19 protein-coding genes are annotated in these 21964 nt (G+C 61.7%); 17 read left to right on the top strand and 2 right to left on the bottom strand.

Annotated elements, in window-relative coordinates:
- The first annotated feature begins 32 nt into the window (after positions 1-32).
- Complete coding sequence (locus tag AC2CGW_RS00480; protein WP_426352171.1) at positions 33-1844, top strand: ABC transporter ATP-binding protein/permease; 1812 nt, start codon at positions 33-35, stop codon at positions 1842-1844.
- 67 nt (positions 1845-1911) lie between these two features.
- Here AC2CGW_RS00480 and AC2CGW_RS00475 read toward each other — a convergent pair whose 3' ends face one another.
- Positions 1912-3576 (bottom strand): electron transfer flavoprotein-ubiquinone oxidoreductase, encoded by a 1665-nt coding sequence (locus AC2CGW_RS00475; protein WP_186666247.1) that lies wholly within the window; start codon positions 3574-3576, stop codon positions 1912-1914.
- A 540-nt stretch (positions 3577-4116) separates the two neighbouring features.
- Here AC2CGW_RS00475 and AC2CGW_RS00470 point away from each other — a divergent pair.
- The 9 genes from AC2CGW_RS00470 (at position 4117) to AC2CGW_RS00430 (ending at position 11010) form a co-directional block, all read left to right on the top strand.
- Entirely contained in the window at positions 4117-4866 is a 750-nt protein-coding gene (locus tag AC2CGW_RS00470; RefSeq protein WP_186711010.1) for an electron transfer flavoprotein subunit beta/FixA family protein, read from the top strand.
- Complete coding sequence (locus tag AC2CGW_RS00465) at positions 4867-5796, top strand: electron transfer flavoprotein subunit alpha/FixB family protein (protein WP_186666242.1); 930 nt, start codon at positions 4867-4869, stop codon at positions 5794-5796.
- A gap of 83 nt (positions 5797-5879) precedes the next feature.
- Positions 5880-6701: a substrate-binding periplasmic protein gene (locus AC2CGW_RS00460; RefSeq protein ID WP_186707975.1), complete on the top strand. Its 822-nt coding sequence runs from the start codon at positions 5880-5882 to the stop codon at positions 6699-6701.
- 9 nt (positions 6702-6710) lie between these two features.
- On the top strand, positions 6711-7064 hold the full coding sequence (locus AC2CGW_RS00455) for a DUF4398 domain-containing protein (RefSeq protein WP_065864902.1): 354 nt from the start codon (positions 6711-6713) through the stop codon (positions 7062-7064).
- A complete protein-coding gene (locus tag AC2CGW_RS00450) occupies positions 7061-7876 on the top strand; it encodes an OmpA family protein (RefSeq protein WP_186707977.1) in 816 nt (271 codons plus the stop codon). The genes AC2CGW_RS00455 and AC2CGW_RS00450 overlap by 4 nt, the downstream gene beginning before the upstream one ends.
- Positions 7877-8055: 179 nt before the next feature.
- Positions 8056-9498: an aminotransferase-like domain-containing protein gene (locus tag AC2CGW_RS00445; protein ID WP_186666236.1), complete on the top strand. Its 1443-nt coding sequence runs from the start codon at positions 8056-8058 to the stop codon at positions 9496-9498.
- A gap of 60 nt (positions 9499-9558) precedes the next feature.
- Positions 9559-10011 carry a hypothetical protein gene (locus tag AC2CGW_RS00440; protein ID WP_186720093.1) on the top strand — a complete coding sequence of 151 codons (453 nt, stop codon included), beginning with the start codon at positions 9559-9561 and terminating at the stop codon, positions 10009-10011.
- A 107-nt stretch (positions 10012-10118) separates the two neighbouring features.
- Positions 10119-10373 (top strand): YkgJ family cysteine cluster protein, encoded by a 255-nt coding sequence (locus AC2CGW_RS00435; protein WP_186666234.1) that lies wholly within the window; start codon positions 10119-10121, stop codon positions 10371-10373.
- 28 nt (positions 10374-10401) lie between these two features.
- Positions 10402-11010 carry an START domain-containing protein gene (locus AC2CGW_RS00430; protein ID WP_426352170.1) on the top strand — a complete coding sequence of 203 codons (609 nt, stop codon included), beginning with the start codon at positions 10402-10404 and terminating at the stop codon, positions 11008-11010.
- A 71-nt stretch (positions 11011-11081) separates the two neighbouring features.
- On the opposite strand, the gene gltA is transcribed toward AC2CGW_RS00430, so the two are convergent.
- On the bottom strand, positions 11082-12371 hold the full coding sequence (gene gltA, locus AC2CGW_RS00425; RefSeq protein ID WP_054894257.1) for a citrate synthase: 1290 nt from the start codon (positions 12369-12371) through the stop codon (positions 11082-11084).
- A 351-nt stretch (positions 12372-12722) separates the two neighbouring features.
- Between gltA and sdhC the strand changes: the two genes are divergently transcribed.
- The 7 genes from sdhC (at position 12723) to lpdA (ending at position 21831) form a co-directional block, all read left to right on the top strand.
- The gene (gene sdhC / locus AC2CGW_RS00420; RefSeq protein ID WP_023628897.1) at positions 12723-13109 is read left to right on the top strand and encodes a succinate dehydrogenase, cytochrome b556 subunit; all 387 of its coding nucleotides are present in this window, start codon (positions 12723-12725) and stop codon (positions 13107-13109) included.
- The gene (sdhD, locus tag AC2CGW_RS00415) at positions 13103-13471 is read left to right on the top strand and encodes a succinate dehydrogenase, hydrophobic membrane anchor protein (RefSeq protein ID WP_054894255.1); all 369 of its coding nucleotides are present in this window, start codon (positions 13103-13105) and stop codon (positions 13469-13471) included. The genes sdhC and sdhD overlap by 7 nt, the downstream gene beginning before the upstream one ends.
- 3 nt (positions 13472-13474) lie before the next feature.
- Complete coding sequence (sdhA, locus tag AC2CGW_RS00410) at positions 13475-15247, top strand: succinate dehydrogenase flavoprotein subunit (RefSeq protein WP_054894254.1); 1773 nt, start codon at positions 13475-13477, stop codon at positions 15245-15247.
- A gap of 11 nt (positions 15248-15258) precedes the next feature.
- Entirely contained in the window at positions 15259-15963 is a 705-nt protein-coding gene (locus AC2CGW_RS00405; RefSeq protein WP_012315348.1) for a succinate dehydrogenase iron-sulfur subunit, read from the top strand.
- A 244-nt stretch (positions 15964-16207) separates the two neighbouring features.
- Positions 16208-19039, top strand: a complete 2832-nt coding sequence (locus AC2CGW_RS00400; RefSeq protein WP_186666232.1) for a 2-oxoglutarate dehydrogenase E1 component — start codon at positions 16208-16210, stop codon at positions 19037-19039.
- A 42-nt stretch (positions 19040-19081) separates the two neighbouring features.
- Entirely contained in the window at positions 19082-20299 is a 1218-nt protein-coding gene (gene odhB, locus AC2CGW_RS00395; protein ID WP_426352169.1) for a 2-oxoglutarate dehydrogenase complex dihydrolipoyllysine-residue succinyltransferase, read from the top strand.
- Positions 20300-20394: 95 nt separating this feature from the next.
- Positions 20395-21831 carry a dihydrolipoyl dehydrogenase gene (gene lpdA, locus AC2CGW_RS00390; RefSeq protein ID WP_054894251.1) on the top strand — a complete coding sequence of 479 codons (1437 nt, stop codon included), beginning with the start codon at positions 20395-20397 and terminating at the stop codon, positions 21829-21831.
- Positions 21832-21964: the final 133 nt, after the last annotated feature.

Raw genomic sequence — 21964 nt, 5'->3', positions numbered from 1 at the left:
CTCGAGTAAATACTCGCCACGGAAACCCCACCATGGAAATGAACTGGCACCAGGCCCTGCAAGAGAGCCTGAGCTGGCTTGCAGTCTCTTCATTGATCACACTTGTCGGCTTCACCGCCGCCGCTTTCCTGGCGGTGCGCTTTACCCGCTGGGGCCAGCAGTTCTGGCAGTTGGCGGGTGAGTACTTCAGTTTCAGGCGCAGCTGGCGCCCGCTGCTCGTATTTGCACTGTTGTTGTTCCTGGCGCTGTTCTCGGTGCGCATGAACGTGCTGTTCTCGTTCTGGTACAACGGTTTCTATAGCGCCCTGCAGGGCCTGGACCAGACGGCGTTCTGGTACCTGCTCGGGGTATTCGCGGTACTGGCAACCATTCATGTGCTGCGTTCACTGTTCAACTACTACGTCACCCAGTCGTTCAACATCCACTGGCGGGTCTGGCTGACCGAGCGCCTGACTGCCGACTGGATGCATGGCGATGCCTACTACCGCGGGCAATTCTTAGATGAGCCGGTGGACAACCCTGACCAACGTATCGAACTGGACGTCAACGCCTTCGTTACCGGCTCGGTGTCGCTGGCCCTCGGGGCAGTGAGTGCGCTGGTATCGCTGGTGGCGTTCACCGGCATTCTCTGGGGGCTGTCGGCACCACTGGCGGTTGCCGGGGTGGAGGTGCCGCGGGCGATGGTGTTTGCGGTCTATGTCTATGTGCTCATCGCCACCTGGATCGCTTTCCGCCTCGGGCGGCCGTTGATTCGCCTGAATTTCCTCAACGAAAAGCTCACGGCGAACTTTCGCTACGCACTGATGCGCTTGCGCGAGAATGCCGAGAACATTGCCTTCTACCAGGGCGCGCAGGTCGAGCGGGGCACGTTGCTCGGGCGCTTCTTCGCCTTGATCGGCAATGTCTGGGCGTTGGTCTGGCGGAGCCTGAAGTTCAATGGTTTCAACCTGGGTGTCAGCCAGGTCGCGGTGGTGTTCCCGTTCATCCTGCAGGCGCCGCGTTTCTTCCGCGGAGCGATCAAGCTGGGTGATGTGATGCAGACGTCGCAGGCGTTCGGACAAGTGCAGGATTCGTTGTCGTTTTTCCGTGAGTCCTACGACACCTTTGCCAGCTACCGCGCGACCCTCGATCGTCTCACCGGTTTTCTCGATGCCAACCACCAGGCCAGCGAGCTACCGCACGTGGCTACCCGCGAGCTGCCGCGGGCCTTGGATATCGCTGGCCTGCAGGTGCTGCGCCCGGATGGCCACCGCTTGATTGCCGACCTGAGCCTGAAGCTGCAGGCCGGGCAGGCCTTGCTGATCAAGGGGCCTTCGGGCAGCGGCAAGACCACGCTGCTTCGGGCCCTGGCGGGATTGTGGCCTTATGCAGAAGGGGCGGTCGCGCGGCCGTTGGGTGAGCAGGCGCTGTTCCTGTCGCAGCGGCCGTACCTGCCGTTGGGGGATCTGCGCACCGCCATCGCCTACCCGGCCCAGGTCGGCCAGGAGCAGGATGCGCGGATGCAACAGGCATTGCGGCAAGTGAACCTGGCGCATCTGGCCGAGCGCCTCGAGGAAAGCCGCGACTGGACGCGCATCCTGTCGATCGGCGAGCAGCAGCGCCTGGCGTTTGCGCGAGTATTGTTCAACCAGCCGCATGTGGTGTTCCTCGACGAGTCCACCTCGGCGATGGATGAAGGCTTGGAACATGCCTTGTATTCGCTGCTGCGCAACGAAATGCCGGAAACCTTGCTGGTGAGTGTCGGGCATCGCAGCACGCTGGCCGGGTTCCACAGCCACCGGCTGGAGGTCGATGGCCAGGGTGGATGGGCGTTGTTCGAGCAGGACGCGGTGGTGCTGTCCTGAGCATCAGCCGTAGACGAAAAAGCCCCCTGGCATCGCTGCCAGGGGGCTTTTTCATATGGCGCAGGCCTTACATGTTGGGGTAGTTAGGGCCGCCGGCACCTTCTGGGGTGACCCAGGTGATGTTCTGCGACGGATCCTTGATGTCGCAGGTCTTGCAGTGCACGCAGTTCTGCGCGTTGATCTGGAAGCGCTTGCTGCCGTCTTCCTGGGTGACCACCTCGTAGACACCGGCCGGGCAGTAACGCTGCGCGGGTTCGTCGTACAGCGGCAGGTTGGTGGCGATCGGCACGTTCGGATCGGTCAGCTTCAGGTGGCAGGGTTGCTCTTCTTCATGGTTGGTGCTGGAGAGGAACACCGAGCTGAGTTTGTCGAAGCTGAGCTTGCCGTCGGGCTTGGGGTAGTCGATCTTCTTGGCGTCGGCGGCCAGCTTCAGGCAGGCGTAGTCCGGCTTGGTGTCGTGCAGGGTGAAGGGCAGCTTGCCGCCGAACCAGTTCTGGTCGATATAGTTGAACGCTGCTCCGAACAGCGGGCCGAACTTGTGCATGGCCGGGCCGAAGTTGCGGCTGGCGTACAGCTCCTCATACAGCCAGCTGGCCTTGAATGCCTCGACGTAGCTGTTGAGGGCGTCGCCGCCTTCGCTGCCGGCGAACAGGGCGTCGGCCACTGCATCGGCGGCCAGCATGCCGGACTTCATTGCAGTGTGGCTGCCCTTGATCTTGGCGAAGTTCAAGGTGCCCAGATCGCAACCGATCAGCGCGCCACCGTTGAACACCATCTTCGGCAGCGAGTTCAGGCCGCCCTTGCAGATGGCGCGGGCGCCGTAGCTGATGCGCTTGCCGCCTTCCAGATATTGGCTGATCACCGGGTGGTGCTTCAGGCGCTGGAACTCGTCGAACGGCGACAGGTAAGGGTTGGCATAGGAGAGGTCGACGATCAGGCCGACCACCACCTGGTTGTTCTCCAGGTGATAGAGGAACGAGCCGCCGGTGTTCTCGGCGCTGACTACATCCAGCGGCCAGCCGGCGGTGTGCACCACCAGGCCCTGTTCGTGCTTGCTCGGGTCGATCTCCCAGATTTCCTTGATGCCGATACCGTAGTGCTGCACATCGGCTTCGCTGTCCAGGTCGAAGCGCTTGATCAGCTGCTTGCCAATGTGGCCGCGGCAACCTTCGGCGAACAGCGTGTACTTGGCGCGCAGCTCCATGCCGGGGGTGTACAGGCCGTCCTTGGGCTGACCTTCGCGGTCGACACCCAGGTCGCCGGTGACGATGCCACGGACCACGCCGTTTTCGTCGAACAGCGCTTCCTGGGCGGCGAAGCCGGGATAGATTTCCACGCCCAGGTTCTCGGCCTGCTGGGCCAGCCAGCGGCACAGGTTGCCCAGCGAGATGATGTAGTTGCCCTGGTTGTGCATGGTCTTGGGCACGAACAGGTCCGGCACCTTGACCGAACTGCCCTGGTCCTTGAGCACATAGATGTCGTCGCGCTTGACCTCGGTGTTCAGCGGGGCGCCGAGTTCTTTCCAGTCGGGGAACAGCTCGTTCAGCGCGCGGGGTTCGAAGACCGCACCGGAGAGGATGTGGGCGCCGACCTCGGAGCCTTTCTCGACCACGCAGACGCTGATCTCGTTACCGGCTTCGGCGGCCTTCTGCTTCAGGCGGCAGGCGGCAGACAGGCCCGCCGGGCCTGCGCCGACGATGACCACGTCGAATTCCATGTATTCGCGTTCCACAGGTTCTCTCCTACTCAAGGCTCATCGCGTTGCTTGTCTTATGGGTGTCGGATGCCCGCTCACGGTCGGGGCAGCTGTAGCCGTGCCGGTGGCGGACTACACCGTTTTGTCTTGGCCGCGCATTATATCTACACCACTTGGCGGGTCCAATACAAACGTTTGTTTGAATTTGCCGCAGCCCAGTAAAATCACAGGAGGGCGGCTGGAGGCTGGCCAATTTGCCGTATTGACCGGATTGGGTGTTACGGTCAAGATACGAGCGGTTTTACGCTCGCCGTAGGCTGACCGTCGGGCGCAGGTGCACCTCTAAAAACCAGGCGTAGAGCAGGGAATACAGGCCGAAACCCTTTTTGTAGTGGAGTCTACACGCCACGACAGGAAATGACCCGCGGGTTTTGCCCCGCCAGTCCGCACAGGACTGATCGGTCATGGCAAATTTCGCTCGACCCGGAACGTTTTCAGAGGTGTCCTTGTACCCACGCGCATTCGCCGGGCACGCCCCAGGCGACATTCTTTTCACCGGAGAGTAACGAGGAATCCATGAAGGTTCTTGTAGCTGTCAAACGAGTGGTCGACTACAACGTCAAGGTTCGCGTCAAGGCGGACAACTCCGGCGTCGACCTTGCAAACGTCAAGATGTCCATGAACCCCTTCTGCGAAATCGCCGTGGAAGAAGCCGTACGCCTGAAAGAGAAGGGCGTTGCGACCGAGATCGTCGCCGTTGCCGTCGGCCCGACCGCTGCCCAGGAGCAACTGCGTACCGCCCTGGCACTGGGTGCCGATCGTGCCATCCTGGTCGAGACCGCCGAGGAGCTGAACTCCCTGGCCGTGGCCAAGGCGCTGAAGGCCATCGTCGATAAAGAGCAGCCACAGCTGGTCATCCTCGGCAAGCAGGCCATCGACAGTGACAACAACCAGACCGGCCAGATGCTGGCTGCGCTGACCGGCTACGCCCAGGGCACCTTCGCCTCCAAGGTCGAAGTGGCTGGCGACAAGCTGAACGTCACCCGCGAGATCGATGGCGGCCTGCAGACCGTCGCGTTGAACCTGCCGGCGATCGTCACCACCGACCTGCGCCTGAACGAGCCGCGCTACGCGTCGCTGCCGAACATCATGAAGGCCAAGAAGAAGCCGCTGGAGACTGTGACTCCAGACGCGCTGGGCGTATCCACCGCCTCCACCACCAAGACCGTGAAAGTCGAAGCGCCTGCTGCACGCAGCGCCGGTATCAAGGTCAAGTCGGTGGCCGAACTGGTCGAGAAGCTGAAGAACGAAGCGAAGGTAATCTAAATGACTATCCTGGTTGTCGCTGAACACGAGAACGGTGCCGTTGCCCCGGCTACCCTGAACACTGTCGCTGCTGCCGCCAAGATCGGTGGTGATGTACACGTGCTGGTCGCAGGACAGAACGTCGGTGGCGTCGCCGAGTCCGCTGCCAAGATCGCGGGCGTTGCCAAGGTGCTGGTTGCGGACAACGCCGCCTACGCCCACGCCCTGCCTGAAAACGTAGCGCCCCTGATCGTCGAGCTGGCCAAGGGCTACAGCCACGTGCTGGCCCCGGCCACCACCAACGGCAAGAACATCCTGCCACGCGTTGCTGCGCTGCTGGACGTCGACCAGATCTCCGAGATCGTCTCGGTCGAATCCGCCGACACCTTCAAGCGCCCGATCTATGCCGGTAACGCCATTGCCACCGTGCAATCGAGCGCTGCGGTCAAGGTCATCACCGTGCGTACCACCGGCTTCGACGCCGTGGCCGCCGAAGGTGGTTCGGCTGCGGTGGAAGCCGTGGCTGCTGCCCATGATGCTGGCAAGTCGGCCTTCGTCAACGAAGAGCTGGCCAAGTCCGATCGTCCCGAGCTGACCGCTGCCAAGATCGTCGTCTCCGGCGGCCGTGGCATGGGCAACGGTGACAACTTCAAGCACCTGTACGCCCTGGCCGACAAGCTCGGTGCTGCGGTCGGTGCTTCCCGTGCCGCCGTCGACGCGGGCTTCGTGCCGAACGACATGCAGGTCGGCCAGACCGGCAAGATCGTCGCGCCGCAGTTGTACATCGCCGTCGGTATCTCCGGCGCGATCCAGCACCTGGCGGGCATGAAGGACTCCAAGGTGATCGTCGCGATCAACAAGGACGAAGAAGCCCCGATCTTCCAGGTGGCCGACTACGGCCTGGTTGCCGACCTCTTCGAGGCGGTGCCGGAGCTGGAAAAGCTGGTCTGATCCGAGCGCTTCACTTATAAAGAAGCCCGACCCTCGTAACAGGGGTCGGGCTTTTTTTTGCATGGCTGGCAAGGAGTAGGGTAATGGCGTTTGGCAGAACGGGTCGGTTGCTGGCCTGCATGGTGGCCTTGGCATCCTCGCAGGCGATGGCCGCCGGCAAATGTGAAAAGCTGGTGGCCACCGGCAGCCCGGATGCACCGCCGTACTCCTGGCAGGACCCGAAAGACTCTCGGCACCTGATCGGTGCCAACGTCGACCTGCTGCGTCAGGTGGCGGACGAGTTGGGGGTGCGGGTCGAGGTGCTGCATGCCGGGCGCCGCGAGCAGGCGCTGGAAGAGGTGCGCAGCGGGCGGATGGACCTGTTGCTGGACACGCCGATGCAAGTCGGTCAGTTGACCGCGCTGGACTACATCCATCCACCCCTGCAGCTCAACGAGTACCTGGTCTGGACCCGCCACGACTCCGCACTGGATTTCGACGGTCCGGCGGATCTGGCCCGCTATCAGGGCAGCCTTTCGGAGAAGGCCCGGCTGACCCCGGCGTTCGAAGCGTTCGCCAAGTCCCAGCTCAAGCTGGTGCCTGCGCAGAATCTTACCCAGGCCTTCCAGAAGCTGGTGCTGGGGCAGGTCGATTACGTATTGGCGGGGCGCTATTCGGGGATGGCCATGACCCAGAGCCTGGGCATGAGCAACGACCTTGTCGCGCGCGGCCTGCCAGTGGATCGTCCGGGGCTGTACCTGGCTGTGTCGCACAATTCGGCCTGTAACGATGCCTGGCTGCGTGGGCAACTGGCTAAAAAGCTGACAGAATTGCCGATCTCTGGCGCCTCCGAGTCGGTGCTGCAGCGGAATGTGGAGCGCTGGAAAGCGCAGATGCAGATGACCGGGGACGCCCCCAAACAGTAGGAAGAATGCGTGAGAACCCAACCACTGATCCTGGTCCTGGCTTTTGCAGCCCTGGCCGGTTGTGCCAACGATCCGGCTCCTCATGAGCAGATGCGCCTGTCCGAGCAGGCGCTGGAGCAGGCCAAGGCTGTCGGCGCGACTGAGCAGGTCGAGGCGTTCAAGCTGGCCGAAGACAAGTTCGCTCGGGCCAAGACCAACATGGCCAGCGAAGATTTTCGTGATGCGCGCATGCGCGCCGAGCAGGCCGAGCTGGATGCGCGCCTGGCCGAGGCTCAGGTGTTGACCCAGAAAAGCGAAGAGCAGTTGAAGGTGACCGAGTCGCGGATCAAGCGCCTGCGCAAGCAGCTGGAGGTACAGCCATGAGCCGTACATTCAAGCCCGGCGCCGCCTTGGTCGTGCTGGCGTTGGCCGTCGGCCTGCAGGGTTGCGCGAGCCAGCGCAGCGAGTCGGCGCTGGACGATGCCACGGCTGCGTTCCAGAAGGTCAAGGACAACTCCGACGTGCTGCGCAGTGCGCCGCGTGATGTGATCCGTGCAGGTGAGTCGCTGGCGCGAGCAGAGCGCCTGGCCAGTTATGTCGGCAGTGGCACTGACGTACGCCACTATGCCTACCTCAGCCAGCGCTACAGCGAGATCGCCCGCGAGCACGCCAATCTGGCGCTGAACCAGGAACGCCTGGCCAAGCTCGACCTGGAGCGCCAACGTCTGCAACTGGCGCTGCGTGAAGCGAAGCTGGCCAGCGTGCAGCAGCAGGGCAAGTGGGTCGAATCGCAGATCGCCGCACTGGCATCGGAGCAGGCCGATCGCGGCCTGGTGATGACGCTGGGGGACGTGCTGTTCGACACCGGCGAGGCGGAACTCAAGAACTCCGCCAGTCGCACGGTGCTCAAGCTGGTGCAGTTCCTGCAGCTCAATCCGCGCCGCGTGGTACGAATCGAGGGCTACACCGACAGCACCGGGGCGGCTGAAGACAACCTGAAGCTGTCCCGTGACCGCGCGCAGTCGGTGGCTGACATGCTGGTCGACCTGGGCATCGACGAGAAACGCATCGAGGTCCAGGGGTATGGCGACCAGTACCCGGTCGAGGTCAACGCCTCGGAGCGGGGCAGGGCGCAGAACCGCCGTGTGGAGATCGTGTTCTCCGATGAGAAGGGCAAACTCGCGCCGCCGCGCTGAGGGCTGTTCGGGTGCTGCCTGGCACCCGTGCTGACGGTTCGTCTGTTCGCCGCTGTCAAGCAAGTGTAATGTCGACTATTCTCGGAACTGTCCCAGTACACTTTGCAACTGTTACGGTATTCTGTCTCGACTGTGAGTCGTACAAGAACAACGAACCCGTCCGCGCTTCGAGAATCACCATGACCAACCTGCTGTTGTATCAGCGCATTGCCCAGCAACTGGCCGATGACATCCGTCGCGGTGTCTACCAGCCAGGCGAGCGCGTGCCTTCCGTGCGCAAGATGAGCGCCCAGCTCAATGTCAGCCATGCCACGGTGCTGCAGGCCTACGCCAACCTCGAGGATCAGGGCCTGATTCGCGCCCGTCCGCAGTCTGGCTACTATGTCCACCAGACACCCGCCCTGACCGCGCAGACCCCGGATATCGCCCGGGTCGAACGCCCCGGGTTGGTTACCCGTGCCAGTATCATCCAGCAAGTACTCACTGAAGCACGCCGCGACGGTGTGTTCCCTTTCGGGGCTGCTGTTCCGCATGTGGACTACTTGCCGGTTCGAGCGCTGCACCAGCAGATCGCCAAGGTGACGCGGTTCCACAGCCCGCGTGCCTTCAGCTACATGTTCAGCCCGGGGTTCGAGCCGCTGCGTCGGCAGATCGCCATTCGCATGCGTGACGCTGGCGTGCTGGTCGACCCGCGCGAGGTGATCGTCACCCATGGCTGTGTCGACGCCCTGCAGATGGCGCTGCGCGTGTTGACGCGTCCTGGCGACCTGATCGCCGCAGAGTCACCGACCTACTATGGGCTTCTGCAGTTGGCGGACCTGCTGGGTCTGAAGGTGATCGAGATCCCCAGCGACCCGTCCACCGGCATCAGCCTCGAGGCGCTGCAACTGGCCGCCAACCAATGGTCGATCAAGGCCCTGGTGCTGACGGCGCGCCTGAGCAACCCTCTGGGCGGGACCATTCCGGAAGAGCGGCAGAAACAGTTGCTGCGCCTGGCGTCAGACTTCGATATCCAGATCGTCGAGGACGATATCTATGGCGAGCTGATGTTCGAGCAGGGGCGAACCAAGGCGCTGAAGGCGTTCGACCGGCTGGATCGGGTGATTTACTGTTCGAGCTTCTCCAAGACACTGTCGCCAGGGGTGCGCGTCGGCTGGATGATTCCTGGGCGCTACCAGGACGAAATCCAGCGCCTGCAGACCTTCACTACGCACTCGGCCTGCAGTGTCACCCAGATGGGCGTAGCGGCCTATCTCGAGAACGGCGGCTACGACCGTCACCTGCGCTTCATCCGTCAGGAGTACCGCAAGAACCTCAGTGCCTATCAGCTGGCGGTGCAGCAGCACTTCCCGGAAGGCACGCAGATGACTCGGCCTACGGGTGGGTTCATTCTCTGGGTCAGCCTGCCGGGGCGAGTCAATACTCAGGAGCTGCATGTTCGGGCGCTGGAGCAGGGCATCAGCATCGCGCCTGGCCTGATCTTCAGCAACACCGAGCAATTCAATCACTGCATCCGCCTCAATTGCGGGATTCCCTGGAGCAAGGAGGCTGAGCGGGCGGTGATGACCTTGGGGTTGCTGGCCCAACAATTGTGTCGAGAGTCTGCTGTCTCGATTTTGTAGCTTGTCATAAGGGCAGGGAACAGGGAGCATAAGCATTTTTATGCCATGCTCTTGATGCCCATGAATGCGTTTCGCCCTACTGCCCTGATGCTGTGTCTTGCGCTGTCCTGGTTGCCGGGGGCATCTGTGCAGGCTGCGCAGACGCATGCAAAGAGCGAAGTGTCCCAGGGCAAGACCGCCAAGCAAGCGGTAAAAACCCCGGCGAAGGCGGCCAGCAAGCCGGCAAGCAAGCCTAAGCCAAAGAGCAAGCCGGTCAGCAAGCCACTGCCCAATCCCAAGCTCGATCTCAGCCTGCCGAGCGAGATGGTGAAGAACCTCAAGCCGGATGTCGGCAATGCCCCGTTGACGCGCAAGCCCTTGCTGCCGTCGATGTTCCCCGAAAAACCCGCATCCGATGACAGCCCGTTCCAGCTCAATGGCCGGCTGATCAGCAACGAGATGCAGCTGCAGTTGCGCAACGACAGTCGCCGTGATGTCGAGGGTGCTGCCATCGATTTCGAATTTCGCAACTGACTACCGAGTCACTTCGGATTTCATCGGCTCGGTAATTTCAAACATATGTTTGAGCGGTTAGTATCCAGGGATGTCCGTCCCGTTCAGCTCCAGGGAGTCCAGTTGTCATGAAATGCCGTGAGGGCTGCGGTGCCTGCTGCATTGCCCCGTCCATCAGTTCGCCGATCCCCGGCATGCCCCAGGGCAAGCCGGCGGGCGAGCGTTGCCTGCACCTGTCCGTGGACAATCTTTGCGCCTTGTTCGGCAAGCCCGAACGGCCAAAGGTCTGTGGCGGGTTCAAGGCGGAGGTGGATGTCTGCGGTAGCGATCGCGACGATGCGATCAGGATCATTGGCTGGCTGGAGCAGATGACGGCGGCGTGACGTTTGGATCTTCGACAAAAGGAACAAGATGATGAGATCGATCAAGCGCGTTGTACTGCTGTGTGGCATGGGTGTATTGCTGGCGCCGACGGCCTGGGCTGAGAATTGGCAGGTGGCCAAGGACGAGGAGGGCATCAAGGTGTTCCTCAGCGAGGTGGCGGGCTCCAAGTACAAGGCCTACCGCGGGGTGATCGTCATCAAGGCGCCGCTGGCCAAGGTCAAGGCGTTGCAGGAGGATGTAGTCGGCGCCTGTGCCTGGGTGCATGAGTGCAAGTCGCAGAAGTTGCTCAAGCATGAAGGTGACCAGAGCTGGACCTACACCCAATTCAATACGCCATGGCCCGTGACGCCGCGCGATTCGATCCTGCATGTCACCACGGTGCAGGAGGCTGATGGCAGCCTTACCCGCAAGCTCGAGGGTGAGCCGAAGTACCTGCCGGAGGAAAAGGGCTTCGTGCGCGTGGCGCAGGTCGAGGGCTTCTGGAAGCTGGTGCCCAAGGGCGACAGTACCGAGGTGACCTATCAGGTGCACACCGAGCCGGGTGGTAGCGTGCCTTCGTGGTTGGCCAACAAGTTCGTGGTGGATGCGCCGTTCAATACGCTGAAGGGCTTGCGTGAGCGGGCCGAGAAGAACTGAGGTTCTTTCGTCTAAAGGCCCAATGAAAAAGGCTGCCCGAGGGCAGCCTTTTTGCGTTCAGCCTGGGCGGCTTACTTGCGGTCTTTCAGTGCGGTGATGTCGCGCTGCGGCTCGCCGGTGTACAGCTGGCGCGGACGGCCGATCTTGTACGGGCCAGAGAGCATTTCCTTCCAGTGCGAGATCCAGCCCACGGTACGTGCCAGGGCGAAGATCACGGTGAACATGCTGGTTGGAATGCCGATCGCCTTGAGGATGATCCCCGAGTAGAAGTCGACGTTCGGGTACAGCGAGCGCTCGATGAAGTAAGGATCGGTCAGGGCGATCTCTTCCAGGCGCATCGCCAGTTCCAGCTGCGGGTCGTCCTTGATGCCCAGCTCGCGCAGGACTTCGTCGCAGGTCTGCTTCATCACGGTGGCGCGCGGGTCGCGATTCTTGTAGACGCGGTGGCCGAAGCCCATCAGCTTGAACGGATCGTTCTTGTCCTTGGCCTTGGCGATGAACTTGTCGATGTTCGAGACATCGCCGATTTCATCGAGCATGGTCAGGACCGCTTCGTTCGCGCCGCCGTGGGCAGGGCCCCACAGTGCAGCGATACCGGCGGCGATACAGGCGAACGGGTTGGCACCCGAAGAGCCGGCCAGGCGCACGGTGGAGGTGGAGGCGTTCTGCTCGTGGTCGGCATGGAGGATGAAGATCCGGTCCATCGCCTTGGCCAGCACCGGGCTGATCGGTTTGATCTCGCACGGGGTGTTGAACATCATGTGCAAGAAGTTTTCCGCGTACGACAGGTCGTTGCGCGGGTACATCATGGGCTGGCCCATGGAGTACTTGTACACCATCGCTGCCAGCGTCGGCATCTTCGCGACCAGGCGCACGGCGGAGATTTCGCGGTGCTGCGGGTTATTGATGTCCAGCGAGTCGTGATAGAACGCCGACAGGGCGCCGACCACGCCGCACATGACGGCCATCGGGTGGGCGTCGCGGCGGAAGCCGTTGAAGAAGGACTTCAGCTGCTCGTGGACCATGGTGTGGTTCTTCACGGTGCTGACGAACTGGGCTTTCTGCTCTGCGTTCGGCAGTTCGCCGTTGAGCAGCAGATAGCAGGTTTCCAGGTAGTCCGATTGCTCGGCGAGCTGTTCGATCGGGTAGCCGCGGTGCAGCAGCACGCCCTTGTCGCCGTCGATGTAGGTGATCTTCGACTCGCACGAGGCGGTCGCCATGAAACCAGGGTCGAAGGTGAAGTGACCGGATGCCCCCAACCCGCGGACGTCGATAACATCGGGACCAACGGTGCCGGTTAAAATGGGCAGCTCTACGGGGGCTGCGCCCTCGATGACCAACTGCGCTTTTTTGTCAGCCATGTGGCCTCCTATTAATGCTTGAAATCATCAGACAGACCCCCCACGCAGGGCCCGCACCACTATAGAGGGATAAATTCGAATGTCAATTTGCCTAAAGGCTGGTTGAAACACCCTCCAAGCCCATGATTTTCACGAAATTGCCGCCCATTTACGCCTTTTGTTCGCTAAAGGCAATGCGCTATTCGGGCGAGCCCCTCACGTTGTCATAAGCAGCCTAACTGTCTATACTCGGCAGCCGACTCCCAGGGGCTTTCCAGCCCGCCCTGCTGGGTGTCGTGTTCTCTTCGGTGGTGGGTACCTGACCAGTACACTTACCAACAACTTTGCCCTGTTCGCTAGGGGCTCTTCAGTGTGAAAAAAGCCGTGAAAAGCCAACGACCTGTAAACCTAGACCTAAGGACCATCAAACTCCCGATCACCGCGTACACGTCCATTCTTCACCGTATTTCCGGCGTCATCCTGTTCCTCGGCCTTGCCATCATGCTGTACGCATTGGGCAAGTCGCTGGGTTCCGAGGAAGGCTTTGCCGAGGTGAAGGCGTGTCTGACCAGTCCGCTGGCCAAACTGGTGACCTGGGGCCTGCTGTCCGGCCTGCTGTATCACCTCGTCGCAGGTGTTCGCCACCTGATCATGGACATGGGTGTCGGTGAGACGCTGGAAGGCGGCAAGCTGGGCTCGAAAATCGTGATCGTCATCTCCGTGGTGCTGATCGTTCTGGCGGGAGTTTGGGTATGGTAACTAATGTCACGAACCTGTCGCGTTCGGGCCTCTATGACTGGATGGCGCAGCGCGTCTCGGCGGTCGTTCTCGCGGCTTACTTCATCTTCCTGATCGGCTACCTCGCGATCCACCCGGGCATCGACTATGCCCAGTGGCACGCTCTGTTCTCCAACAACGCGATGCGGATCTTCAGTCTGCTGGCACTTGTCGCGCTGGGCGCTCACGCCTGGGTCGGCATGTGGACCATCGCCACCGACTACCTGACGCCGATGTCGTTCGGCAAGTCGGCGACTGCGATTCGTTTCCTGTTCCAGGCGGTATGCGGCGTTGCGATGTTCGCTTACTTCGTCTGGGGTGTGCAGATTCTCTGGGGTATCTGATTCATGGCTAACATTCCAACCATTTCCTTCGACGCCATCATCATCGGTGGCGGCGGTGCGGGCATGCGCGCCGCACTGCAGCTGGCTCAAGGCGGCCACAAGACCGCTGTAGTCACCAAGGTGTTCCCGACCCGTTCGCACACCGTTTCCGCCCAGGGCGGCATCACCTGTGCCATCGCTTCGGCCGACCCGAACGACGACTGGCGCTGGCACATGTACGATACCGTCAAGGGTTCCGACTACATCGGTGACCAGGACGCTATCGAATACATGTGTCAGGAAGGCCCGGCTGCGGTCTTCGAGCTGGACCACATGGGCCTGCCGTTCTCGCGTACCGAAACCGGCCGTATCTACCAGCGTCCGTTCGGTGGCCAGTCCAAGGACTTCGGCAAGGGCGGCCAGGCCGCGCGTACTTGCGCCGCGTCCGACCGTACCGGCCACGCCCTGCTGCACACCCTCTATCAGGGCAACCTGAAGGCGGGCACCACCTTCCTCAACGAGTACTACGCCGTTGACCTGGTCAAGAACCAGGACGGCGCTTTCGTCGGTGTGATCGCGATCTGCATCGAAACCGGCGAAACCATGTACATCAAGTCCAAGGCCACCGTTCTGGCCACTGGCGGTGCGGGCCGTATCTACGCTTCCACCACCAACGCCCTGATCAACACCGGTGACGGTATCGGCATGGCCCTGCGTGCAGGCGTACCGGTACAGGACATCGAGATGTGGCAGTTCCACCCGACCGGCATCGCCGGCGCCGGTGTACTGGTCACCGAGGGTTGCCGCGGTGAGGGTGGCTACCTGATCAACGCCCACGGCGAGCGCTTCATGGAGCGTTACGCGCCGAACGCGAAGGACCTGGCTGGCCGCGACGTGGTCGCCCGTTCCATGGTCAAGGAAATCATCGCCGGCAACGGCGTGGGCCCGAACAAGGACCACGTACTGCTGAAGCTGGACCACCTGGGCGAGGAAGTGCTGCACAGCCGCCTGCCAGGTATCTGCGAACTGTCCAAGACCTTCGCCCACGTCGACCCGGTGGTCGCGCCGGTTCCGGTCGTACCGACCTGCCACTACATGATGGGCGGCGTTGCCACCAACATTCATGGCCAGGCCATCACCATGGACGCCGAAGGCAAGGATCAAATCATCCCAGGCCTGTTCGCTGTGGGTGAAGTGGCGTGCGTATCGGTTCACGGTGCCAACCGCCTGGGCGGCAACTCGTTGCTCGACCTGGTGGTCTTCGGTCGCGCTGCCGGCCTGCACCTGGAAAAAGCACTGAGCGACGGCGTCGAGTACCGCGACGCGAGCGACACCGATGTCGACGTTGCCCTGAACCGCCTGAACAAGCTCAACGAGCGTACCACCGGCGAAGACGTTGCAAGCCTCAAGCGCGAGCTGCAGAGCTGCATGCAGAACTACTTCGGTGTATTCCGTACTGGCGAATACATGCAGAAGGGTATCGAGCAGCTGGCCGGCCTGCGTGACCGCATTGCCAACGTCAAGATCAACGACAAGTCCCAGGCCTTCAACACCGCGCGTATTGAAGCGCTGGAGCTGCAGAACCTGCTGGAAGTTGCCGAGGCGACCGCCATCGCGGCCGAAGCCCGTAAAGAATCCCGCGGCGCTCACGCCCGTGAAGACTTCGAAGACCGTGATGACGAGAACTGGCTGTGCCACACCCTGTACTACCCGGGTGAGAAGCGCGTTGCCAAGCGCGGCGTCAACTTTGCGCCGAAGACAGTTCCTGCCTTCGAACCAAAAGTCCGGACTTACTAAGGGTGGCCGCTATGTTGAAAGTCGAAGTTTATCGTTACAACCCGGACACCGACTCGGCGCCCAAGATGGAGTCGTTCGACGTCGATACCGGTGGCAAGGACCTGATGGTGCTGGACGTACTGGCACTGATCAAGGAGAAGGACGAGGGCTTCTCGTACCGTCGCTCCTGCCGTGAAGGCGTTTGCGGTTCCGATGGCATGAACATGAACGGCAAGAACGGCCTGGCTTGCATCACCCCGCTGTCGGGTGTGGTCAAGGGCAACAAGCTGGTCCTGCGTCCGCTGCCAGGTTTGCCAGTCATTCGTGACCTGGTCGTCGATATGAGCATCTTCTACAAGCAGTACGAGAAGGTGAAGCCATTCCTGCAGAACGACACCCCGGCTCCGGCCATCGAGCGTCTGCAGTCGCCGGAAGATCGCGACAAGCTGGACGGTCTGTACGAGTGCATCCTGTGCGCTTGCTGCTCGACCTCCTGCCCATCGTTCTGGTGGAACCCGGACAAGTTCCTGGGCCCCGCCGCGTTGCTGCAGGCCTATCGTTTCCTGGCCGACAGCCGTGACACCAAGACGCAAGAGCGTCTGGCGTCGCTGGATGACCCGTTCAGCGTATTCCGCTGCCGCGGGATCATGAACTGCGTGAACGTCTGCCCGAAGGGTCTGAACCCGACCAAGGCGATCGGCCACGTACGTAACATGCTGCTGCAAAGCGGCACCTGATTCGAAAATGTTGCACCAGCAGTAAGCCGAAGCGCGGGTGGTGAGCCCGCGCCGAGGTAAAACCCGAGCAAGGGCCCAAAAAGCCCGCGCTCATTACCTATGAAGATATGAGACCAGCAGGGGCTTCCGGGCTGGTACCCGGAAAATCTGCAGGATCCAGGTGGCGTGGTTAGTCGCTGTGTTCGGACTTTTCCAGGTTTGCGTGGCTCTTGCCGATCCGTCCCCTAACCGAGGGTGACCAAGCATGCAAGAAAGCGTGATGCAGCGCATGTGGGAAAGCGCCCACCTTTCAGGTGGTAACGCTGCATATGTGGAAGAGCTCTACGAGCTCTACCTGCACGACCCTAACGCTGTGCCAGAAGAGTGGCGCACCTACTTCCAGAAGTTGCCCGCCGACGGCAGCACCGCTACCGACGTATCGCACTCTACGATCCGCGACCATTTCGTACTGCTGGCAAAGAACCAGCGCCGCGCCCAACCGGTTTCCGCCGGGAGCGTGAGCAGTGAACACGAGAAGAAGCAGGTTGAAGTGCTGCGACTGATCCAGGCCTATCGTATGCGCGGCCATCAGGCTGCCCAGCTCGACCCGTTGGGGTTGTGGCAGCGCCCTGCGCCCGTAGACCTGTCGATCAATCACTACGGCTTGACCAATGCCGACCTTGATACGACCTTCCGTGCCGGCGACCTGTTCATCGGCAAAGAGGAAGCGAGCCTACGCGAAATCTTCGAGGCGCTGCAGAAGACATATTGTCGCACCATTGGCGCCGAGTTCACCCACATCGTCGATTCCGAGCAACGCAGCTGGTTCCAGCAGCGCCTCGAAAGCGTTCGTGGCCGTCCTGACTTCTCCGTTGACGTGCAGACTCACCTGCTCGAGCGCGTTACCGCGGGCGAAGGCCTGGAAAAATACCTGGGCACCAAGTACCCGGGTACCAAGCGCTTCGGTCTGGAAGGCGGCGAAAGCCTGATTCCGATGCTGGACGAAATGATTCAGCGTTCCGGCTCCTACGGCACCAAGGAAGTCGTGATCGGCATGGCCCACCGTGGCCGTCTGAACGTGCTCGTCAACACCTTCGGCAAGAACCCGCGCGAGCTGTTCGACGAGTTCGAAGGCAAGAAGATGAACGAGCTGGGCTCCGGTGACGTGAAGTATCACCAGGGCTTCTCCAGCAACGTCATGACCCCTGGTGGTGAAGTCCACCTGGCAATGGCGTTCAACCCGTCCCACCTGGAAATCGTCTCGCCAGTGGTAGAGGGTTCGGTTCGTGCCCGCCAGGACCGCCGCAACGACACCGTTGGCGACAAGGTCCTGCCGATCTCGATCCACGGCGACGCGGCCTTCGCAGGCCAGGGCGTGGTCATGGAAACCTTCCAGATGTCGCAGACCCGCGGTTTCAAGACCGGCGGTACCGTGCACATCGTGATCAACAACCAGGTCGGCTTCACCATCAGCAACCCGCTGGACGCGCGCTCCACCGAGTACGCCACCGACGTGGCCAAGATGATCCAGGCGCCGATCCTGCACGTGAACGGCGACGATCCGGAAGCTGTGCTGTTCGTGACACAACTGGCCATCGACTACCGCATGCAGTTCAAGCGTGACGTGGTGATCGACCTGGTCTGCTACCGTCGTCGCGGCCACAACGAGGCCGACGAACCGAACGGCACCCAGCCGCTGATGTACCAGCAGATCACCAAGCAGCGCACCACCCGTGAGCTGTACGCCGACGCGCTGATTCAAGCCGGTCGCATCGACGCCGAGCGCGCCCAGGCCAAGATCGACGAATACCGCAACGCGCTGGACAACGGCCTGCACGTGGTCAAGAGTCTGGTCAAGGAGCCGAATCGCGAGCTGTTCGTCGACTGGCGTCCGTACCTGGGCCATGCCTGGACTGCGCGTCACGACACGCGCTTCGACCTCAAGACCCTTCAGGAACTGTCGGCCAAGCTGCTCGAGCTGCCAGAAGGTTTCGTCGTCCAGCGCCAGGTCGCCAAGATCTACGAAGACCGTCAGAAGATGCAGGCCGGTGGCTTGCCGATCAACTGGGGTTATGCAGAGACCATGGCCTACGCCACCCTGCAGTTCGAAGGTCACCCGATCCGCATGACCGGCCAGGACATCGGCCGTGGCACCTTCTCGCACCGTCACGCGGTGCTGCACAACCAGAAGGACGCCAGCACCTACGTTCCGCTGAAGAACCTGTTCCCAGGCCAGCCGAAGTTCGAACTGTACGACTCCTACCTGTCGGAAGAAGCCGTACTGGCCTTCGAATACGGCTACTCCACCACCACGCCGAATGCGCTGGTGATCTGGGAAGCCCAGTTCGGTGACTTCGCCAACGGTGCGCAGGTGGTGATCGACCAGTTCATCACCAGCGGCGAGCACAAGTGGGGTCGTCTGTGCGGCCTGACCATGCTGCTGCCGCACGGCTACGAAGGCCAGGGCCCCGAGCACTCCTCGGCCCGTCTGGAGCGTTACCTGCAGCTGTGCGCCGAGCACAACATCCAGGTGTGCGTGCCGACCACGCCGGCGCAGATCTACCACCTGCTGCGTCGTCAGGTCATCCGCCCGCTGCGCAAGCCGCTGATCGTGCTGACGCCAAAGTCGCTGCTGCGCCACAAGCTGGCCATCTCGACGCTGGAAGATCTGGCAGAAGGCTCGTTCCAGACAGTGATCCCGGAAATCGATGCCATCGATCCGGCCAAGGTCGAGCGCCTGGTGCTGTGCAGCGGCAAGGTCTACTACGACCTGCTGGAAAAACGTCGTGCCGAAGGCCGCGAAGACATCGCCATCGTGCGTATCGAGCAGCTGTATCCGTTCCCTGAGGACGACCTGGTCGAGATCCTGGCGCCTTACACCAACCTCAAGCATGCAGTTTGGTGTCAGGAAGAGCCGATGAACCAGGGTGCCTGGTACAGCAGCCAGCATCACATGCGCCGTATCCTGGGCCGCCACAACAAGGCGCTGGTCCTGGAATACGCCGGTCGCGACGCTTCTGCCGCGCCAGCCTGTGGTTACGCATCGAAGCACGCCGAGCAGCAGGAAAAACTGCTGCAAGACGCGTTCACTGTCTAACGCCTTCGCGCACCTGAAACCGAATTTAAGGAAACACTGATAATGGCTATCGAGATCAAAGCCCCAACCTTCCCGGAATCGGTTGCCGATGGCACCGTTGCCACCTGGCACAAGAAGCCGGGCGAAGCCGTCAAGCGTGACGAGCTGATCGTCGACATCGAGACCGACAAGGTCGTCCTGGAAGTTCTGGCCACCGCTGATGGCGTGCTGGGCGACATCGTCAAGGGCGAGGGCGACACCGTACTGTCCGACGAAGTCCTGGGTTCGATCGTTGAAGGTGGCGCCGCTGCTGCTGCGCCTGCTGCTGCCGCTGCTCCGGCTGCCGCTCCGGCCGCCGCCGATGCAGGTGAGGACGACCCGGTTGCCGCGCCTGCCGCGCGCAAACTGGCCGAAGAGAACGGTATCGACCTGGCCACCGTTTCCGGTACTGGCAAAGGCGGTCGTATCACCAAGGAAGACGTGGTGGCTGCAGTCGCCAACAAGAAGTCGGCCCCTGCCGCACCTGCTGCCAAGCCGGCTGCCGCTGCCGCTGCTCCGGTTGTCGTCGCTGCTGGCGATCGCACCGAGAAGCGTGTGCCGATGACCCGTCTGCGCGCCAAGATCGCTGAGCGTCTGGTCGAAGCCCAGTCGAGCATGGCCATGCTGACTACCTTCAACGAAGTCGACATGACCGAAGTCATGGCCCTGCGTTCGAAGTACAAGGACCTGTTCGAGAAGACCCACAACGGCGTACGCCTGGGCTTCATGTCGTTCTTCGTCAAGGCCGCCACCGAGGCGCTGAAGCGCTTCCCGGCAGTCAACGCTTCGATTGATGGCAACGACATCGTTTACCATGGCTACGCGGACGTCGGCGTTGCCGTCTCCAGCGACCGTGGCCTGGTGGTACCGGTGCTGCGCAATGCCGAGTCGATGTCGCTGGCCGAGATCGAGAACGGCATCGCCACCTTCGGCAAGAAGGCCCGTGACGGCAAGCTGTCGATCGAAGAGATGACCGGCGGTACCTTCACCATCACCAACGGTGGTACCTTCGGTTCGATGATGTCGACCCCGATCGTCAACCCGCCGCAGGCCGCGATCCTGGGTATGCACAACATCATCCAGCGTCCGATGGCGATCAATGGCCAAGTGGTCATTCGCCCGATGATGTACCTGGCGCTGTCCTATGACCACCGCCTGATCGACGGCAAGGAAGCGGTAACCTTCCTGGTGACCATCAAGAACCTGCTGGAAGATCCGTCCCGTCTGCTGCTGGACATCTAATCACGCAGCTGCACGCTGCAGGCGACAGGCTCCCGACCGGAGCAGGTCGCCTTGCCGCGTGCGGCTTGTAGCTTGAAGCTGATAAGGAATCTTTTATGACCCAGAAATTCGACGTAGTGGTGATTGGTGCGGGTCCTGGCGGCTATGTTGCTGCCATCAAGGCTGCCCAACTTGGTCTGAAGACTGCCTGTATCGAGAAGTACACCGACGCCGAGGGCAAGCTGGCCCTGGGCGGCACCTGCCTGAACGTAGGTTGCATTCCTTCCAAGGCGCTGCTGGACAGCTCCTGGAAATACAAGGAAGCAAAAGAGAGCTTCAACGTCCACGGCATCTCCACTGGCGAAGTGAAGATGGACGTCGCCGCGATGGTTGGTCGCAAGGCTGGCATCGTCAAGAACCTGACCGGTGGCGTTGCCACCCTGTTCAAGGCCAACGGCGTTACTTCGATCCAGGGCCACGGCAAGCTGCTGGCTGGCAAGAAAGTCGAAGTCACCAAGGCTGACGGTACCACCGAAGTCATCGAAGCCGAGAACGTGATCCTGGCCTCCGGCTCGCGTCCGATCGACATTCCGCCGGCTCCGGTCGACCAGAATGTGATCGTCGACTCCACTGGCGCCCTGGAATTCCAATCGGTACCCAAGCGCCTGGGCGTGATCGGCGCTGGCGTCATCGGCCTGGAGCTGGGCTCGGTCTGGGCTCGCCTGGGTGCTGAAGTGACCGTGCTGGAAGCGCTGGACACCTTCCTGATGGCTGCCGACACCGCCGTGTCGAAAGAAGCTCAGAAGACCCTGACCAAGCAAGGCCTGGACATCAAGCTGGGCGCGCGCGTCACCGGCTCGAAAGTCAACGGCGACGAAGTCGAAGTGACCTACACCAACGCCGAAGGCGAGCAGAAGATCGTCTTCGACAAGCTGATCGTTGCGGTCGGCCGTCGTCCTGTGACCACCGATCTGCTGGCTGCCGATAGCGGTGTGAACATCGACGAGCGTGGCTACATCTTCGTCGACGACTACTGCGCCACCAGCGTGCCGGGCGTCTACGCCATCGGCGACGTAGTTCGCGGCATGATGCTGGCACACAAGGCCTCGGAAGAGGGCATCATGGTCGTCGAGCGCATCAAGGGCCACAAGGCTCAGATGAACTACGACCTGATCCCGTCGGTTATCTACACCCACCCGGAAATCGCCTGGGTCGGCAAGACCGAACAAGCATTGAAAGCCGAAGGCGTTGAGGTTAACGTGGGCACCTTCCCGTTCGCGGCCAGCGGCCGTGCGATGGCTGCCAACGACACCGGTGGCTTCGTCAAGGTCATCGCCGATGCCAAGACCGACCGCGTCCTGGGTGTTCACGTGATCGGCCCATCGGCTGCCGAGCTGGTTCAGCAAGGCGCGATCGCAATGGAATTCGGCACCAGTGCCGAGGACCTGGGCATGATGGTCTTCAGCCATCCGACCCTGTCCGAAGCGTTGCATGAAGCAGCGCTGGCTGTGAATGGCGGTGCCATTCACGTGGCCAACCGTAAGAAGCGTTAATTATAAAAACCACGGCGGGCTGCCCGTCGTGGGTCTTGCGTGCAAGATCCACCGCGGAATGTCCGCCGGACCGGGCCACCGGAAAAATCCGGGGTTAACGGTCACAGGTGGCGCGGCTCTGGAAACAGCGCAG

Source organism: Pseudomonas sp. SYWMCR5 (assembly GCF_057197165.1).
Note: the sequence above shows the minus strand (reverse complement) of the source record. Positions and strands in the feature narration are given on the sequence as shown.

Excerpts from the sequence above, each read along its gene's own strand:
- AC2CGW_RS00430 (WP_426352170.1), top strand. The coding sequence starts at position 10,402 with ATGATGAGATCGATCAAGCGCGTTGTACTGCTGTGTGGCATGGGTGTA.
- AC2CGW_RS00440 (WP_186720093.1), top strand. The coding sequence starts at position 9,559 with ATGAATGCGTTTCGCCCTACTGCCCTGATGCTGTGTCTTGCGCTGTCC.
- AC2CGW_RS00480 (WP_426352171.1), top strand. The coding sequence starts at position 33 with ATGGAAATGAACTGGCACCAGGCCCTGCAAGAGAGCCTGAGCTGGCTT.
- AC2CGW_RS00450 (WP_186707977.1), top strand. The coding sequence starts at position 7,061 with ATGAGCCGTACATTCAAGCCCGGCGCCGCCTTGGTCGTGCTGGCGTTG.
- sdhD (WP_054894255.1), top strand. The coding sequence starts at position 13,103 with ATGGTAACTAATGTCACGAACCTGTCGCGTTCGGGCCTCTATGACTGG.
- AC2CGW_RS00405 (WP_012315348.1), top strand. The coding sequence starts at position 15,259 with ATGTTGAAAGTCGAAGTTTATCGTTACAACCCGGACACCGACTCGGCG.
- AC2CGW_RS00400 (WP_186666232.1), top strand. The coding sequence starts at position 16,208 with ATGCAAGAAAGCGTGATGCAGCGCATGTGGGAAAGCGCCCACCTTTCA.
- sdhA (WP_054894254.1), top strand. The coding sequence starts at position 13,475 with ATGGCTAACATTCCAACCATTTCCTTCGACGCCATCATCATCGGTGGC.
- AC2CGW_RS00445 (WP_186666236.1), top strand. The coding sequence starts at position 8,056 with ATGACCAACCTGCTGTTGTATCAGCGCATTGCCCAGCAACTGGCCGAT.
- AC2CGW_RS00465 (WP_186666242.1), top strand. The coding sequence starts at position 4,867 with ATGACTATCCTGGTTGTCGCTGAACACGAGAACGGTGCCGTTGCCCCG.
- AC2CGW_RS00435 (WP_186666234.1), top strand. The coding sequence starts at position 10,119 with ATGAAATGCCGTGAGGGCTGCGGTGCCTGCTGCATTGCCCCGTCCATC.
- AC2CGW_RS00460 (WP_186707975.1), top strand. The coding sequence starts at position 5,880 with ATGGCGTTTGGCAGAACGGGTCGGTTGCTGGCCTGCATGGTGGCCTTG.
- gltA (WP_054894257.1), bottom strand. The coding sequence starts at position 12,371 with ATGGCTGACAAAAAAGCGCAGTTGGTCATCGAGGGCGCAGCCCCCGTA.
- lpdA (WP_054894251.1), top strand. The coding sequence starts at position 20,395 with ATGACCCAGAAATTCGACGTAGTGGTGATTGGTGCGGGTCCTGGCGGC.
- odhB (WP_426352169.1), top strand. The coding sequence starts at position 19,082 with ATGGCTATCGAGATCAAAGCCCCAACCTTCCCGGAATCGGTTGCCGAT.
- AC2CGW_RS00470 (WP_186711010.1), top strand. The coding sequence starts at position 4,117 with ATGAAGGTTCTTGTAGCTGTCAAACGAGTGGTCGACTACAACGTCAAG.